The sequence below is a fragment of the Chitinophaga jiangningensis genome (assembly GCF_900142605.1).
In the GTDB taxonomy this organism is placed as follows: domain Bacteria; phylum Bacteroidota; class Bacteroidia; order Chitinophagales; family Chitinophagaceae; genus Chitinophaga; species Chitinophaga jiangningensis.
Map to the genome: position 1 here is coordinate 551,729 of NZ_FRBL01000002.1, position 15,036 is coordinate 566,764.

A 15,036-nucleotide genomic window follows, 5' to 3' on the forward strand; every position below is an offset into this window, starting at 1 on the left:
GTTTCTTAGAAATAATCAGCATGGTTTCCGTTTATCCGTCTGCGTTAGTTTAGTAGCTAAATATGTTGAAGTCGCCGGCGGCGGCTGCTTTCAGCAACAGTGCCTGCCAAACATTCACATAAGCGATATCGCGGTCTGTTTGTGCACGGATAAGTACATAAGCCGCTTGTGTGAGGTCTACCAGGTTGGTAAGCCCGTTTTTATACAAAACTGTTTTTTGCAGATAGGCGTCGGAAGCGGCTTTCACCTGCACCGGTACTTCTCTGAAGTTCGACAGTGCGTTTTGCAGTTTGGTATCGGAGAGTGCGTACTGCGCTTTTATTTGTTGATCGGCGAGTTCGTACTCATACTGTAACCCTTTGCTGGTAAGCTCCTGCGCCTTCACCTGTTTGGAGATGCGGAATGGCTGCGAGAGGTTCCAGGTAACACCCAATCCGATGAGGTAGTTGCTGCGGGTTGGTTTCACGCCATCCCAGTAGCTGTGGCTGAAGTCCGATTGGTCGGAAGCGTAGCCGTTACCGAACCCGGAGCCACGGGTCTGGAGCACGCCTACCAATGAAAACGCCGGATAATAGAAGGTTTTAGAATACTTCGCCTGTTCATCTGCCAGGGCGATGCGGCTTTTGTACCATTGTAATACCGGGTGTCTGGATTCATCGAGGCTGTCGCCCGGCAGATTCGGTATCCGTTTAACAAATTCCGTGTCTACTTCGAAGTCGCGCACCGGAATACCCAGCAGTTGGGCGAGCTGGTTGCCCTGCTCCTGCTCTGCATCCTTAGCCTTGGTGTAGGTGATGCGTGCGCTGGAATATTCTGCATTGGCCTGTGAGGAGTCGACGCCTGCAATCAGGTGGTTTAATACGCGGATGCGTACTACTTTCCGGATGGTGTCAGCACGGTCCATATTGTCTTTATAGGAGCGTGTGAGTTGCTTTGCTGCTACGAGGTTTAAATAAGCAGCCGCCACTTTAATTTTGTGTCTGAAGATCTCTTGTTGCCAGTCTTTATCGTTCTGAGTAGCGGCTGCGACTGCGGTTTTAATTTTTTCCTTTGCGCGTCCGAACGCGAAAAAATCCCAGTTTATGTTAGTGAGGTATAATGCACCGAATGCTGCGTTCCAGTTCTGGTGGTCGAGCGGCAGTCCTGACGAGGAGGCTGCGAGGCCACCGAAGCCATAGAGCGGACCGTTTTGTCCGTTGATGGTTCCATAATCCTGTTGGGCAGAGATGTTGAAGTTAGGCAGGTAATCGCGGCGCGCCTGCTTTACTTGTTCGTTAGAGGCGGCGGTATAGGATTGCTTGGCCTTAATGGTTCCGTAGTTGGCGACTGCTGTGTCGATGGCTTGTTGCAGGGTGAATACCTGCTGGGCATATATATATTTACCCGTTATAAATGAACAGAGCGCCAACAACAATAATTTCTTACTCCACATGATGAGTTTGGTTTTACTAGCGGTGGAAGTTCATCTGAATTTCCAGGTGCAAAGTGACCATCACATTTTGAAGTAAATTTGAAGAATCTTCAGAATTGAGAAATTTGTCTGTTTGTATTAGCTGACTGCCAACTTTGTTCCGGGAACGGGGCAGAGTTTTTCCGCTGCTGGTTTGGCTTCTGGCAGACCAAATACAACTTTTACCTGGTGCCAGCCATCTTCATAATTGTAAGTCACCGAAAAGTCATTTACGGTACAAATCTGTTTTACGATGGCGAGTCCGAGGCCGGTGCTTTCGCCGGACTGGTTTCCTTTTTTAAAGCGGCGGAATAATTCTGCGGTGGGCAGTTCCGGTGGGTTGCCGGTATTGCTGATGATGAAGTTGTATTTGTTGAGTTCCACTTTTATCTTGCCGCCTTCCAGGTTATAGCGGATTGCGTTGCTAAACAGGTTGCTGAGCAGGATTTCAGCGAGTGCCGGGTGGATATTGAGTACAATATTTTTGTCCAGGTTGGTGGAGATGTCAATTTCTTTCATTTTCACCCAGTCCTCGTAGGTGGATATAACGCGCTTGGTGATAGCACAGAACTTAATGCTCTCTGAAGTGGCATACTCGTGGTTTTCCAGTTTGGTGAGGAGCACCAGGGACCGGTTGATATGCGAGAGTCGTTCGATGGAGGCTTGCATATCGCCGATGAGTTGGGCCTGTTTATCGTCGATGGAGGTTTGGCTGAGCAGGTCGAGTTTACTACGTACAACGGCCAGCGGCGTTTGCAGTTCATGGGAGGCATTTTCGCTAAACTCTTTGATGGCGGCGTAGTCGGCGCGGGCTTTTTGGGCCATGGACTCGATGAAGTCGTTCAGTTCCTTAAATTCGGTAGTGGTGGTATGGGCGAGTTGTAATTTCTGATCACTTCTTTTAACGTCGAAGTGCTTGATTATTTTGAGTCCGCGGTAGAAGGGCTCGAGTATAATGCGCGACAGGAGTCGCGCTGTGAGTCCTACACAGAGGATGATGAGCAGCATTTTCCAAACCACGGTGCTGAGCATACCGGCGAAGATTTCTTCGGACTTGAGTACGTAGTTATACGAGGATACTTTATAAATCTGTTTACCTACCTGGTAATAGGAGGTAACACTGATACGGCATTCGTTTTGGGCCAGGTCTTCGTTGCGGGCTACCTCTTTTACTGTTTGCACTCTTTCGGCGGGCATGGGGCCCTGGAAGAGGCTAACCTCGATGGGGCGGCCGTGGGTATAGTGGTCCAGTTTCACACCCGTGAGCAATTGTTCGTATACGTGGTCGTTGACGGCGCGCATACGTTGTTCTTCTGCTTTGTCGAGGTGCTTTTTAATGTTGTTGCGTGAGATCACCATGGTGATGGGAGTCACCAGGAAGATTACGCCAATGAACCAGACTGTTATTTTGTTGAGTAACTTCATTGTTTGGACGTATTAAACTTATAACCCAGGCCATATACTGTTTCGATATAGTCTGTTCCTTCGGCCACACTAATCTTTTTCCGCAGGTTTTTTACGTGTTGGTATACAAAATCGAAGTTAGAGAGGTTGTCGGTATAATCTCCCCACAGGTGTGCTGCGATGGCTTGTTTTGACAATACGCGGTTTTTATTGACGATAAAATACAGCAGCAGGTCAAATTCCTTTCGGGTAACATCCAGTGGTTGATTATTGACGGAGGCCTCAATGGTATCGGTATTGAGTTCTATTTCATTGAATACTACCTGGCTGCTGGGGCCTTCCAGCTGTTTGCGGCGGTAGATGGCGCGGAGCCGGGCATGCAGCTCTGACATATGAAATGGCTTGATGACGTAGTCGTCGGCACCTTCATCGAGGCCTTTAACTTTATCGTCCAGGGCATCTTTGGCGGAGATGATGAGGATACCGCTGCGGATGTTTTCCTGCCGGATTTGTTTGAGCAGTTCGAGGCCGTTGCCATCGGGCAGCATGATGTCTACCAGGATACAATCATAGGAGAAGAGGGACAGTTTTTCGGTGGCGGTTTCGAAGTCGTAAGCCGGTTCACAGATATACTTTTCTCCGGTGAGATAGTCGGCTATACCACTGGAGAGTTCCTTATTATCTTCTACGATCAAAACTTTCATATGTACATACTTGCGCGCAAGGTGCAGTGCAAATTTATATCAATTTTGAAGTTTGAGCAATTTGTGTGTATGTATCTGTATTTTAATCTAATATATATGCATACTATCCCAAAAGTCACACAGCGCCACCGTACTTTACGGGCACAGCAGTACTGATACCACTGGTAGTGGTTTAATTTCCGCCTTTGCAGGAGATGAGATGGGAGATGGCTTTTGGGATAGTATGGTTGTTAAGGATAGCTAATGTAGGAAAAAGGGTCAGACACCTTCTGTAGTTGAAGATTCGTTTTCTTCAAGCATATCCAGACGAAAGTTAAGTTTATCCAAAACATTATCAAGGAATGAAAAAGATTTACCAAAATACAACAGGCTTCCTATCACACCATCAGCCTCCTTTCTCATAAAACCGATGTGGCTTATCAGCTTGTCGTACTGCTCTGTAATTCCAGCATCCTTAAATGGATGTTTTTTGCCTTCCCGTTTAAACTTTACATAGGAAATCTCGTATCTATCCTTCAATTTATCAAACCTTTCCTCCAGTTCTTTCGCTAAATCGTCCACAGCCCTGGCAAGTGGTTTTAGTTTCTCGCTTTCTAAAATTTGTGACATAAAAAATTTCAATTTTTAGGTGAAGAAATGCTTTTAATTGTGTTCCGGATTTACTGGTGTAATGACTTTAACATCAGTAAGGTCCACTTTACAGGATTTTTCGAGTGCAAGTATCAGTAGGTCGAATTGGCGACCGAGCCTGCCAGTATCCTCCAGCAATTTAAAGGTATGCGTACATGCTAAATCAGATCTACCTCCGGCATATTCCACTGCCTGACTCATACTTTCCATCTCCACTTTCACGTTTTTCATCTCACCTTCAATACTCTCCATTCTACCTTCCAGATTATCCATTCTACCTTCAATACTCTCCATTCTACCTTCCAGATTATCCATTCTACCTTCCAGTGTAGTAAGTCTACCTGATATAATTTTTAAATTCTTATCCACTTTTCCAAATCGCTTCTCGAATTTTTTTTCCATTTTCCCAAATTTCTGGTTAATGGAAACATCGAGCACCTCAAATTCCTTTTTCAGGGAATCATTAACAGCGGCATTAACAATTTCGGTTAACATGCCCTTGAATTTTTCCTGGTCGTCAAACATGGTTTTCAATTTTGAGTTATAAAAACTGTTATAAAACAAGGTGACACCCAAAAGTCAAGACACAACACCTCCCGGCGCTACGGTGGCTATGAGCACAGGAAAGCCAATACCATCTTAAGTGGCATTCAGCTTCCGCCATTTATGCGGTGTTTATCGTTGGGAATTGACTTTTGGGTACAGTCCTTGGTAGTTAACTTTATCTAAAGTTGAAGGCAGGTTATTCAGCAGGAGGCAGTGCATTTTCTTCAGCCAGCTCTAACCGGAGGTTAATCCTGTCACATTTTTCTTTAAAGATTCTCCAACCTGCATTGAACATAAAGTAATCACTATTAATAGTTTCAATTTCTGCTTTTGTATGTTGTAAGGTTTCTTCTAATGATTTAATCCGAGAGGTAATGTCGTCCCAATCAATTGGATGCTCTCCTTCAGAGATAGAGCTATTATTTCTAACTTCCGTATACCGTGCTTTCACAGCATCCAGATAATCATCCATTTCTTTCTTTTGCTGTTCGACCAGGTTCATAACCTGTCGAATACTAGGTTCTATCATCATAATAGTAAAAATTTGGTTGTTAAAAAATACAAATAATAAATAGCGAGTTATCTATGGTTTTTAAATGAATCACTTTTAATAACATCTAATTTAACCTTAAACTTTTCTTCAATAGTAGCCTCCATTAGCTTAAAATGGCTGATCAAAGCATTCTGGTTACTCAATAAAGTCAGTAGATGATCTGCACCTTTAGCAATGTGACGGCCATTCACCACTAATGTTTTCTGGATATCGTCGATCTTCGTGTTCATGTCGGCAAACTTCTTGTCGATTCCTTTAAATTCAGTATCGATTCCTTTAAGTTGCTTGTCTACTCCCTTCAGTTGCTTGCCGATCCCCTTAAATTGTTCATCAAATCCTTTAAGTTGGCTGTCGATTCCCGTAAAACGTTCGTCAAACCCATTAAGCCGGTTGTCGATCCCATTAAAACGTTCACCAAACCCTTTAAGTTGGTTGTCGATCTCCGTAAAATGTTCGTCAAACCCATTAAGTCGGTTGTCGATTCCCGTAAAACGTTCGTCAAAACCATTAAGTCGGTTGTCGATTCCCGTAAAACGTTCGTCAAAACCATTAAGCCGGTTGTCGATTCCATTAAAACGTTCATCAATTCCATTAAACTTTTCATGGACTTCATTAAATCGTTGATTCATGGAACCTTCCATCTTCACTTCAAAAGCTTCAAATTTTTTATCCATCGAATCACTTACTGCGGCGTTAACAACTTCGGTTAACATAACCTTAAAAGCTTCCTGGTTGTCAAACATGGTTGTATATTTTTTTCAGTTGATTTTATACTGCGAAGCTAGGTATTTCCCACAATAAAAAAATCAATCCGGGAGGAAAAATCTTCCTCGCAACAGATTGATTTTAAGGTTATTATAATGATAATTAGCGTATCACAACTCAGCGTTTCGGCTGCCTTTTAGGGATCAACTTTGGCTGCCCGTTTGCATCATAAGGATCAGATAAAAATATCTTGTTTTTCTTGAGGTCCGTCTTCTCTGTAAGCGCTGCATCATAGGAAATTTTCCCTTTCTTAATCTCGTAAAAACGAGAAGCAACGTAGTATGCAGAGTCAGTTCCCGTATACACCGGCGGATTTTCAGCACCACCAAATTCCAGATTACCATCACCATCCCAATCCTTCACATCAGAAGCAATCGCGTTCACTACCGTATCCGCTAACGAGTGATCAATATTGAACACCAGGAACCTGTTTTTATACGGTGCATTATCTGTCTCCAAAAACAAAAAAACAGACTTGCCATCTTCCACCAGTTTATTACGCTTGCTGGCATAGTTGATGTTATCCTTCTGGAAGATAAATGCTTTATTGCCATTCACGAAAATGGTCCCCTTAAAAACGGTGATCATCTGAGCCTGCCCACTCTTAAAGTGCAGCTCATTTTTTTCTTTCTGCGCCTGCGCTGCAAAGCAGCTGCCGAGGCCAAGGCATAGTGTAATCAGGATTTTATTCATAGCTTACTAAATAAGTAAAAATTTATTAATTACCACTATTCTTCTTCAGCCATTCCACCCGGCGCTGATCCGGCAGGTGCTTCACTTTAAAATACTCAAACCTGGCCTGGAAACCATTTCCGTCCGGACTCGCGGCCATCAGGCCCACCATCACGGGTTTATTATCCTGTAAAGGCGCGTTACGGGTCATGATGTAGTTTTTATCATCCAGTGAATAGAATATTTCTACCGCATCAAGGCGACGCACTACTTTAATCCAGATATACGGCGGCACCTTATCCAGCGTGGTTACACTCCAGTCGCTCTTCGTATGTGTTACCACAGTACTTACATTGAACTTTCCATCTACAAACTCCACTCCTGTTTTGATATAGTTTTCATGATCAGTACGCAACATCAACCCCATCTGATCAAAACGCGCCTTATAGGCACCGGTGAGCTTTACTTTAGCTTCAAATTCACCTCCATAAGTGGTATACAGAAAGGGGGCATCATCCACCGTAAAGCCATAGTGGGAAATCCGCCAGTAGTCCGACTGCGGCGTTACCTGCATCACTAAACTATTCTCTTTAATCTCCCACTGCTCTGGTTCATTAAACCACTGCATTTTATCTAACGTTTGCGCAGAAACGAAATTTGCTGCCAGTAAAAATGCCATTGCGCCAAAGAGGCTATTCATTCTCTTCATATAAAAAATTTGTACCAGCAAATATAAAAAAACAAACCGCATAGCACCGGTCAATAGTGCTATGCGGTTCTCCTGATTTTAAATGCTCATCAATCGTAATCCGACACCCTTACACAAAATACCGTTCTGTTGTCCTGCCCGTACTTACTGGTTTCATATTCTGTCAGGTTCCAGAGATAGCCGGTGGCGGCATCATAATAGAAGTCCTCCGCTCCGTGCGGCCAGCGGTAACGTACCCCTGCGGCCGCCCCTTCGTTGAAACGTACCAGTCGCGCCGTGGATCCTTCATAGGAACTATTGCCCGTAGTAGCCATAAACGTCTTACCCACCATATGATATACCCCCTGCATCCCATATACGTTACCGTTAGTATTATCAATAGGGGTGATAATAACAGGCTGCGTAGTAGTGCTCACAGCGCCGGCAGCATCTACCGGGAAACCAAATACCTGCGGGGTGGGCGTTTCATCCGCGGTGATATACTGACAGGTCCACAGCATTTTTTGCGATGTGGTGGCGCCATCTCCCAATTCAATAGCCGAGAAAGGCTTGGCATTGGTAATTTTGTAGTACCCCGACTGTGGCAGGATATACGCATAGTTAAATGCTTTCAGCTCTCCTGTAGTTTCCGCACCGCAGCGGGTTTCAGTGGCATCCGCCTCTGCAGAAACGAACTTTGACAGGTCAAACACCCGCATACCCAGGTTGGTATCCGCCACATAAATCTTACCGGCATAATAGGTTACCCCACCGGCATGAATGGTAACCGGGCAAAAGCTTCCCAGCTGGGTATAAGCATTGGAGGCCTTATACAAACTGGTATTGGTCATGTTGGCCTTGTTCTGCACCAGCAGTATATGCCGGTAGGTAATATTGCTCATATTGGTGATATCCACCAGGGCGATGCGCACGCCTTTATGCTGGTTATTGATACCGGCAATAGTACCGGGATCTACCCCATACCAGGTGACCAGCAAAAACTTCCTTGTTCCCCAGGTAAACCCGGCAATCCCCTGCGGGCGCCATTCTTCTGTACCTTCATCCCCGCTGTTCCACTTAAAACCCATTACCTGATTGGCCGCGGGAATATTAAATCCATACACGGTATTGTAACCACTGGTAGTGCCCACGCGGTTCAGGTTCAGCTGATCCGGTGTTTTATAACCGTAGCCGGATAAACTGTTTACAAACGCCGATTCGTCCGTGTACGTGATAATGCTTGCTTCTGTAGCAGGTTTTGTTGGGGAAGATGCCGGTGCCGGCGATGCAGCATTTTCATTTTTACTGCAGGAAACCACTGTTGCCGACAGGAGTAACAACAGGGCATAACAGGTGTGCTTCATAGGAATTCGCATTTATTGGTTGAAAAATATCCTACAAAGCTAAAAGGCTGGGGCAATTATCATACAGGATTAACATCTGTTAATAATTATTTCACAAATTAAAAAACCCCGGTGTCGCCTATACGACGACCACCGGGGTAACAGAAATAAGTGAAATGATTTTATTTGAGGCGTGCAGTGCCATGAGCCGATAAAGCGGTACCAGTGCTGGAAGCTTCATCTTTTTTAACCCCATCTACCCAAACTTCTACTTTCAGGCTGGAGTTAACGTTGGTGCCGGTTGCAGATATTACCGCCTGTGCCATCAGGGCACCCGCAGGTACGGTAATCTCAGGGCTGGTCCAGCTGGTGCCGGATAATGCAGAAGCAGTGGTCAATTCGGTATCATAGCCATAAACAGCGGTGCTGATCTGAACATCACTTGAACCAATGGCTTTAAATATCACTTTGTGACTGGTACTGGAAGGTCCATCATTTTTGTCTTTGGAGCAGGCTGCAAACAAAAACATCACTGCCAACAATGGAAACAGGAGCTTTTTAAATAGTTTCATAATCAAAGATATTAGTCAGTACAAAAGTATCGACATCCGCCAGGGGCAACAATCCCAGGTATTCAGTATTTCCGTCTACCTGTTTTCAGGTAGATGGAAATGCCGGAAATTGGTATGCTGCGTAAATGTTATTAATTTTCCGGTATGAAAAAGTTAGTCATCCTTGTTTTCCTATATACGCTGCCGTTATTCGTGAATGCGCAAACCACAGCTAATGAAAAATCCACGGAAAGCCTGCTGCTGCAGCTGAATACAGCCGGTACTGACAGTGCCAGAGCCATGCTGTCGTTCGAACTGGCGGAACTATATCTCGGGAAGGACAGCCTGAAAACCGACCGTTATCTGAAAAACGGATTACAATTCAGCAAAAACACGGGCATACCCGCCGCGGTATATTTCTACTATGCCGGCAGGGTGATCGAAGGAGCCGACCTGGACCAGGCCATGGCCCTCTACCTGAAAACGGATACCCTCCTGCAGCCTTATAAAACGCCGCAGGCATTGTCGTTCCGCGCCAAAGCATGGTACCTCTACGGCGCCGGCGAGCAAAAAAAGGATAACCCGAAAGGCTTTGCCGACATCCTGCTGAACAAGGCCATCCCGCTGGCACAGCAGGCGGGCGATAACACCATGGCAGGAAAAAACCTGCTGGCTGTAGCCATGGTATTTAAAAACGCAGGGGAATTCGATAAAGCAGACACATACATTAAATCCGCTTTCAATACGCTGAAACTCCCCGGTGTACCTACCCATGAACTGATCACAGCTTATACCACTGTAGCCGAAAACTACTCCCTCAGCGGCAAGGCCGCTGAAGCCAGGCAGGCCCTCGATAGCGCTGCCAAACTGCTCCCCGCCTACCCCGACTCAGAATTCTACCTCGACTACTACGCGGCCGAAGGCATGAATTATACCGTGATGGGCAAGTTTGAGGACGCGCTGGCGAGCCTGGAGAAAGGTATCAGCATGGCTGCCAAAATGGGCAAGGCCTACGATATGCAACGCATGCAGCTGCAGCAGTTCTACGCTTATTATAATGCCCGCCAGTTTACCAAAGCAAAGAATGTACTGCTCCTCCTTTCGGAAAAACCGGAAATGATGATGCTGGCCACCAACCGCCTCCAGGTTTTCTATGGTCTCGCACTCACCTACGAAGAACTGAAGGACTTTGGACCAGGCTATACCTGGATGAAAAAATATGCAGAGCTGAATGATAGTCTTAGTAAAAGTCAGCTCACCAACGACGTGCACGCCCTTGAAATCCGCTACCGCAACGCCGAAAAGCAAAAGGAAATTGAGGCCTTGAAAGCAAAGAATATCCAGGAGAGCCTGTCAGCCAGCAACTCCAGGCTGGTAAGCGGCCTTTTTGGCTCCATCAGCATGTTCCTTGTGCTGCTGCTTACTGCCGGCTATATCATCTTCCGTAACCGCCGCAAACTGCACGAGCAAAAGGAGCTCAGCTACCGCCAACATCTCCATGAAATAGCACAGGAACAACAATTACGCTTTAGCCAGGCCATTATGCAGGGTGAGGAGCAGGAAAGGCGGCGCCTCGCACGCGACCTCCACGACGGCCTCGGAGGCATGATCGCCGGTGCACGTATTAATTTGTCGGCCCACATGAAAAGCGGTGAAATACCCACCGCTGCGCCCCTGGAAAAGATTACCCAGCAGCTGGATAAATCCGTAACCGAACTTCGTCGCATTGCGCATAACATGATGCCTGCCACCCTCCTGGAACAAAGCCTGGAAGCAGCTATCAACGACCTGTGCGAAAGCATGATGAACGACCATACACGCATTACCTTCCAGGCGATACACCTCTCCGATCATACCTTAGCCGAAGATGTACAATTACATATCTACCGCATCATCCAGGAACTGCTCAACAATGCCGTGCGCCACGGTAAGGCAAAAAATATTATGTTGCAGGTCAGCATCGATGAAGGCAAATGCTATATCACCGCCGAAGACGACGGTAAAGGATTTGATATTACCAACAGCAGTAAAGGCATAGGATTGAATAACATCCGCAACAGAGTGGGATTCATGAAAGGAAATATTGACATAGATTCGCGCATCAATCAGGGAACCACCGTAAATATTGAATTGAATGTCCAGTAAAGAAATTACCATATCCATCGTAGACGATCATCCGGTAGTACTGGAAGGCCTGCATAAATTATTATCCGAAGCAGATGGCATGGAGGTCATTGCGTGCCATACCACCGCCCAGGCATGCCTGAACGCCATGGAACATGAGCCTACGGATATCCTGCTGTTAGACATCAACCTCCCGGATATGAAAGGAGCAGATCTCTGCAAAGCAATAAAAACTATTGCACCAGGTACGCATATCCTCGCCTTCAGCAATCACTCAGAACGAAGCCTGATATTACAACTGCTGCAAAACGGCGCTTCCGGCTACCTACTTAAAAACGCCGCCGCCGAAGAGCTGATCAGTTGCATACAGGAAGCACATAACGGCCTTATCACCTTCAGTAAGGCAGTAAGAGAAATCATGGCGCGCCCTTCTGCACTGGATTTACAAGGCACCCCACAACTTACCAGCCGCGAAAAAGAAATATTACAGCTGATTTCTGATGGGAAAACTACGCCGGAAATTGCTTCGCAATTGAACTTAAGCCCGATGACGGTAGAAACACATCGCAAAAATCTGATGCATAAGTTCCAGTCCAAAAATGTGGCAGCGCTGATTAAGGCAGCGATTACACAAGGGTTTATTTAATTTTGTCTTTTTTCTCGCACAGCAGCATAACGATTTTAAGCTCGTAAAGACTGATGGGGCTTTAGGCGCCTTCGGCGCCAGGGTGCGTTCTTTTTTGCACGCAAAGCAGCAAAGCAGGTAAGCAGCAAAGACTTGTGTTTTGTTGTTTGTTGCAAACACAAGCAGCAAAGGCTTGCATTTTGTTTCATTAAATTTTTCAATTGAGGGAAAACCGAAGGTTTTCCCTCAATCTTTTCTGGGTCCGTCGAAGGCAGACCCTGAAAAAGATCTTATCCAACAAAACACAATCCTTTGCTGCTTATGCCCCTTATGCTGCTTTGCGAGAAAAAAAGATCGCAAGGGCCGAAGGCCCATTACGCCTACTAACGTCAACGCATTTACGTAATTAGGAATTTTTTCTCTCTCAATCTTTTCCGGATTTGGAAAATGACTTTGTAACCACACCCCTACATTTGCAGCGGAAACAAGACTTATATTCTTACTGGCATGCGCTACCCGCACACTGCTGCGGGATTTTTTTGCCCATTTACGAATGAACTGATCTACAAAAGAATAAATAATGTACCTGAAGAAACTATTGCTATTAAGCCTGCTGTTATCCCTGACCTTTACCATGTTTGCTCAGTCAGGAAAAGACGCTACCATTAAAGGAATACTTAAAAATGAACAAGGCGAAAGTTTGGCCGGCGCCTCCATTTCCCTGCCTGATCATACCAACAAAACTATCTCCGATCACCGCGGACACTTTGAGCTGCAAGGCATCCGCCCGGGAAAACGCATGCTCATCATCTCCCTGATAGGTTATAAAAAATATCAGGTAGAAGTGAATGCTGTTGCAGGCGAAACGGCTACTGTAAATGTGCATATGCAAGTCGATATGAAACACATGGAAACGGTGTCCGTTATAGGCCGTACACCCTTACAGGAGGTACAGCGACAAGCATACAACCTCACCGCCATCGATGCAAAGAAACTGCATAACACCACACTTGACCTCGCACACGCACTGGACCGCGTTTCGGGTATCCGTGTACGTGAAGACGGTGGCCTTGGCTCCCGCATGAACTTCTCCCTGAACGGCTTTTCAGGGCGACAAGTGAAAATGTTTATTGACGGTATTCCCATGGAAAACTTTGGTTCTTCCTTTCAACTCAATAACATCCCCATTAACCTCGCAGAAAGAGTAGAAGTATATAAAGGCGTAGTACCCGTATGGCTCGGCGCTGACGCGCTGGGAGGAGCGGTGAATATCGTTACCAGCAACATCAAACACAGCTACCTCGATGCCTCTTACAGCTTCGGCTCCTTTAATACACACCGCTCCGCTGTAAATGCCGCCTATGTGGCAAAATCAGGTTTCACCGTGCAGCTGAACGCGTTCCAGAACTACTCCGACAACGACTATAAAGTACGCGTACAGGCTACCAACCTGGAAACAAAACAATATTACCCTGCCACCTGGGTAAGGAGATTTAATGACACGTACCACAACGAAACCGTAATTGCCAACGTAGGCGTGGTGGGAAAAAAATATGCGGATAAACTGCTCGTAGGTATCACCCTCGGACAAAACTATGCGGAGCTGCAAACAGGTGCACGCATGAAAACTGTATATGGTGAGCTGCACCGCCGCGGTAACATCGTGATGCCGACTTTAAAATACCAGGTAAAAGACCTGTTTGTAAAAGGCCTCCACCTCAGTGTAAACGGAAACTACAACCTGGGCACCGAACAGGTAATTGATACCGTTAGTCGCCTCTACAACTGGTTTGGTCAGTGGGAAGCAAATACCAAAGGAGCAGAGCGCGAGCGCTCCCTATATAAGTTCAAAAACAACAACGGTATCGGTACGGCTAACCTGAACTACCGTATCAACGAACATCACCTCTTCTCCGTCAACAACGTATACACTACCTTCAACCGTACCGGCAGTGATGAGCTGTTCCCGGAAAATGCTAAATATGAGCAGCCGCAAAAATCTTTTAAAAATGTATTTGGCCTGGGCTATCAGTACGACTACAACGAAAAATGGACCACCTCCCTGTTTGCCAAAAACTACAACCAGGTAAATAAATATGCGGAAAGCTACAATCCTACCGGCGGCTGGGGCGATGTGGCCTACCGGGAACTGTCCAACAAAATGAACAACTGGGGCTACGGTGCCGCTACTGCCTACTTCCTCCTCCCTACCCTCCAGGTGAAAGCCTCCTACGAAAAAAGCTACCGGTTACCGGAAGGTGAAGAACTGTTTGGCGACATGCAATTGCTGGAAGGTAACGTAACCCTGCGCCCGGAAAGCAGCCATAACTATAATGTGGGTGCCAGCTGGCAAACAAAGCTGAACGAAGATCATCGTTTCAGCGTGGACGCAAACTTCCTCTACCGCAATGCTACAGACTTCATCCGCCCTACCCTGAACCGTAACCAGATCAAGCAAAGCAACGAAAACCTGGGTGGTATCACCAACATGGGTGTGGATGGTGAAATCCGCTACAGCTTTAAAAGAATATTCACTGCAGGGGTAAACATGACCTACCAGAACCTGCGCAACAATACCAGGTTCGAGGCTGAGCAAAAAACGGTAAGTCCTACTTACCGCGACCGCATCCCTAATATCCCTTATATGTTTGGTAACGCGGATGCTTCGCTGTTCTTCAAGAACGTGCTGAAAAAAGGCAACCACCTTACGCTGGGGTACAACTTCCAGTATGTACATGCGTTCTACCTCAGCTGGCCAGGACAGGGCACGGCAGGCGAAAAGCTGACCATTCCGCGGCAGTTCTGCCAGGATGTGAATGTGGTGTATGCGTTGGCAGATGGCCGCTACAACGTAGCCTTCGAATGCAAAAACCTGGTAAACAACCGCAACTACGACAATTTCAGCTTGCAGAAGCCTGGCCGCGCCTTTAACGTAAAGCTCAGGTACTTCATCAGCAAACATTAATTCTTAAAATATTTAA

General features: G+C 46.1%; 14 protein-coding genes. 3 read left to right on the forward strand and 11 right to left on the reverse strand.

The features are described 5' to 3' along the window. Positions 1-49: 49 nt before the first annotated feature. The 11 genes from BUB18_RS06805 to BUB18_RS06855 form a co-directional block, all read right to left on the reverse strand. Positions 50-1,432, reverse strand: a complete 1,383-nt coding sequence (locus tag BUB18_RS06805; RefSeq protein ID WP_073079285.1) for a TolC family protein — start codon at positions 1,430-1,432, stop codon at positions 50-52. Between the two features lie 117 nt (positions 1,433-1,549). Beyond that, entirely contained in the window at positions 1,550-2,875 is a 1,326-nt protein-coding gene (locus BUB18_RS06810) for a sensor histidine kinase (protein ID WP_073079286.1), read from the reverse strand. Then, entirely contained in the window at positions 2,872-3,558 is a 687-nt protein-coding gene (locus BUB18_RS06815; protein WP_073079288.1) for a response regulator transcription factor, read from the reverse strand. The genes BUB18_RS06810 and BUB18_RS06815 overlap by 4 nt, the downstream gene beginning before the upstream one ends. A 258-nt stretch (positions 3,559-3,816) precedes the next feature. Further along, positions 3,817-4,167, reverse strand: a complete 351-nt coding sequence (locus BUB18_RS06820) for a hypothetical protein (protein WP_073079289.1) — start codon at positions 4,165-4,167, stop codon at positions 3,817-3,819. A 33-nt stretch (positions 4,168-4,200) separates the two neighbouring features. Continuing rightward, complete coding sequence (locus tag BUB18_RS06825) at positions 4,201-4,713, reverse strand: hypothetical protein (RefSeq protein WP_073079291.1); 513 nt, start codon at positions 4,711-4,713, stop codon at positions 4,201-4,203. A gap of 217 nt (positions 4,714-4,930) precedes the next feature. Continuing rightward, positions 4,931-5,266, reverse strand: coding sequence for a hypothetical protein (locus tag BUB18_RS06830; RefSeq protein ID WP_073079293.1), 336 nt, complete (start codon positions 5,264-5,266; stop codon positions 4,931-4,933). 47 nt (positions 5,267-5,313) lie between these two features. Further along, positions 5,314-6,030 carry a hypothetical protein gene (locus BUB18_RS06835; protein ID WP_073079295.1) on the reverse strand — a complete coding sequence of 239 codons (717 nt, stop codon included), beginning with the start codon at positions 6,028-6,030 and terminating at the stop codon, positions 5,314-5,316. A gap of 139 nt (positions 6,031-6,169) precedes the next feature. After that, positions 6,170-6,745, reverse strand: a complete 576-nt coding sequence (locus tag BUB18_RS06840; RefSeq protein WP_073079297.1) for a hypothetical protein — start codon at positions 6,743-6,745, stop codon at positions 6,170-6,172. A gap of 25 nt (positions 6,746-6,770) precedes the next feature. Next, a complete protein-coding gene (locus BUB18_RS06845) occupies positions 6,771-7,433 on the reverse strand; it encodes a DUF1349 domain-containing protein (protein ID WP_073079581.1) in 663 nt (220 codons plus the stop codon). 89 nt (positions 7,434-7,522) lie between these two features. Next, positions 7,523-8,776 carry a hypothetical protein gene (locus BUB18_RS06850; RefSeq protein WP_073079299.1) on the reverse strand — a complete coding sequence of 418 codons (1,254 nt, stop codon included), beginning with the start codon at positions 8,774-8,776 and terminating at the stop codon, positions 7,523-7,525. 161 nt (positions 8,777-8,937) lie between these two features. Then, positions 8,938-9,327 (reverse strand): hypothetical protein, encoded by a 390-nt coding sequence (locus tag BUB18_RS06855; RefSeq protein WP_073079300.1) that lies wholly within the window; start codon positions 9,325-9,327, stop codon positions 8,938-8,940. A 144-nt stretch (positions 9,328-9,471) separates the two neighbouring features. Between BUB18_RS06855 and BUB18_RS06860 the strand changes: the two genes are divergently transcribed. From BUB18_RS06860 to BUB18_RS06875, 3 genes are all read left to right on the forward strand, one after another. Beyond that, positions 9,472-11,451 (forward strand): tetratricopeptide repeat-containing sensor histidine kinase, encoded by a 1,980-nt coding sequence (locus tag BUB18_RS06860; RefSeq protein ID WP_073079302.1) that lies wholly within the window; start codon positions 9,472-9,474, stop codon positions 11,449-11,451. Beyond that, positions 11,441-12,076 carry a response regulator gene (locus tag BUB18_RS06865; RefSeq protein ID WP_073079304.1) on the forward strand — a complete coding sequence of 212 codons (636 nt, stop codon included), beginning with the start codon at positions 11,441-11,443 and terminating at the stop codon, positions 12,074-12,076. Before BUB18_RS06860 ends, BUB18_RS06865 begins: the two co-directional genes overlap by 11 nt. A gap of 559 nt (positions 12,077-12,635) precedes the next feature. After that, on the forward strand, positions 12,636-15,020 hold the full coding sequence (locus tag BUB18_RS06875) for a TonB-dependent receptor domain-containing protein (RefSeq protein ID WP_073079308.1): 2,385 nt from the start codon (positions 12,636-12,638) through the stop codon (positions 15,018-15,020). Positions 15,021-15,036 lie beyond the last annotated feature (16 nt).

What these genes read in the sequence shown, in the direction of transcription:
- BUB18_RS06855 (WP_073079300.1), bottom strand. Translation starts at nt 9,327, where the DNA reads ATGAAACTATTTAAAAAGCTCCTGTTTCCATTGTTGGCAGTGATGTTT.
- BUB18_RS06850 (WP_073079299.1), bottom strand. Translation starts at nt 8,776, where the DNA reads ATGAAGCACACCTGTTATGCCCTGTTGTTACTCCTGTCGGCAACAGTG.
- BUB18_RS06875 (WP_073079308.1), top strand. Translation starts at nt 12,636, where the DNA reads ATGTACCTGAAGAAACTATTGCTATTAAGCCTGCTGTTATCCCTGACC.
- BUB18_RS06815 (WP_073079288.1), bottom strand. Translation starts at nt 3,558, where the DNA reads ATGAAAGTTTTGATCGTAGAAGATAATAAGGAACTCTCCAGTGGTATA.
- BUB18_RS06805 (WP_073079285.1), bottom strand. Translation starts at nt 1,432, where the DNA reads ATGTGGAGTAAGAAATTATTGTTGTTGGCGCTCTGTTCATTTATAACG.
- BUB18_RS06820 (WP_073079289.1), bottom strand. Translation starts at nt 4,167, where the DNA reads ATGTCACAAATTTTAGAAAGCGAGAAACTAAAACCACTTGCCAGGGCT.
- BUB18_RS06860 (WP_073079302.1), top strand. Translation starts at nt 9,472, where the DNA reads ATGAAAAAGTTAGTCATCCTTGTTTTCCTATATACGCTGCCGTTATTC.
- BUB18_RS06865 (WP_073079304.1), top strand. Translation starts at nt 11,441, where the DNA reads ATGTCCAGTAAAGAAATTACCATATCCATCGTAGACGATCATCCGGTA.
- BUB18_RS06830 (WP_073079293.1), bottom strand. Translation starts at nt 5,266, where the DNA reads ATGATGATAGAACCTAGTATTCGACAGGTTATGAACCTGGTCGAACAG.
- BUB18_RS06845 (WP_073079581.1), bottom strand. Translation starts at nt 7,433, where the DNA reads ATGAAGAGAATGAATAGCCTCTTTGGCGCAATGGCATTTTTACTGGCA.
- BUB18_RS06835 (WP_073079295.1), bottom strand. Translation starts at nt 6,030, where the DNA reads ATGTTTGACAACCAGGAAGCTTTTAAGGTTATGTTAACCGAAGTTGTT.
- BUB18_RS06840 (WP_073079297.1), bottom strand. Translation starts at nt 6,745, where the DNA reads ATGAATAAAATCCTGATTACACTATGCCTTGGCCTCGGCAGCTGCTTT.
- BUB18_RS06825 (WP_073079291.1), bottom strand. Translation starts at nt 4,713, where the DNA reads ATGTTTGACGACCAGGAAAAATTCAAGGGCATGTTAACCGAAATTGTT.
- BUB18_RS06810 (WP_073079286.1), bottom strand. Translation starts at nt 2,875, where the DNA reads ATGAAGTTACTCAACAAAATAACAGTCTGGTTCATTGGCGTAATCTTC.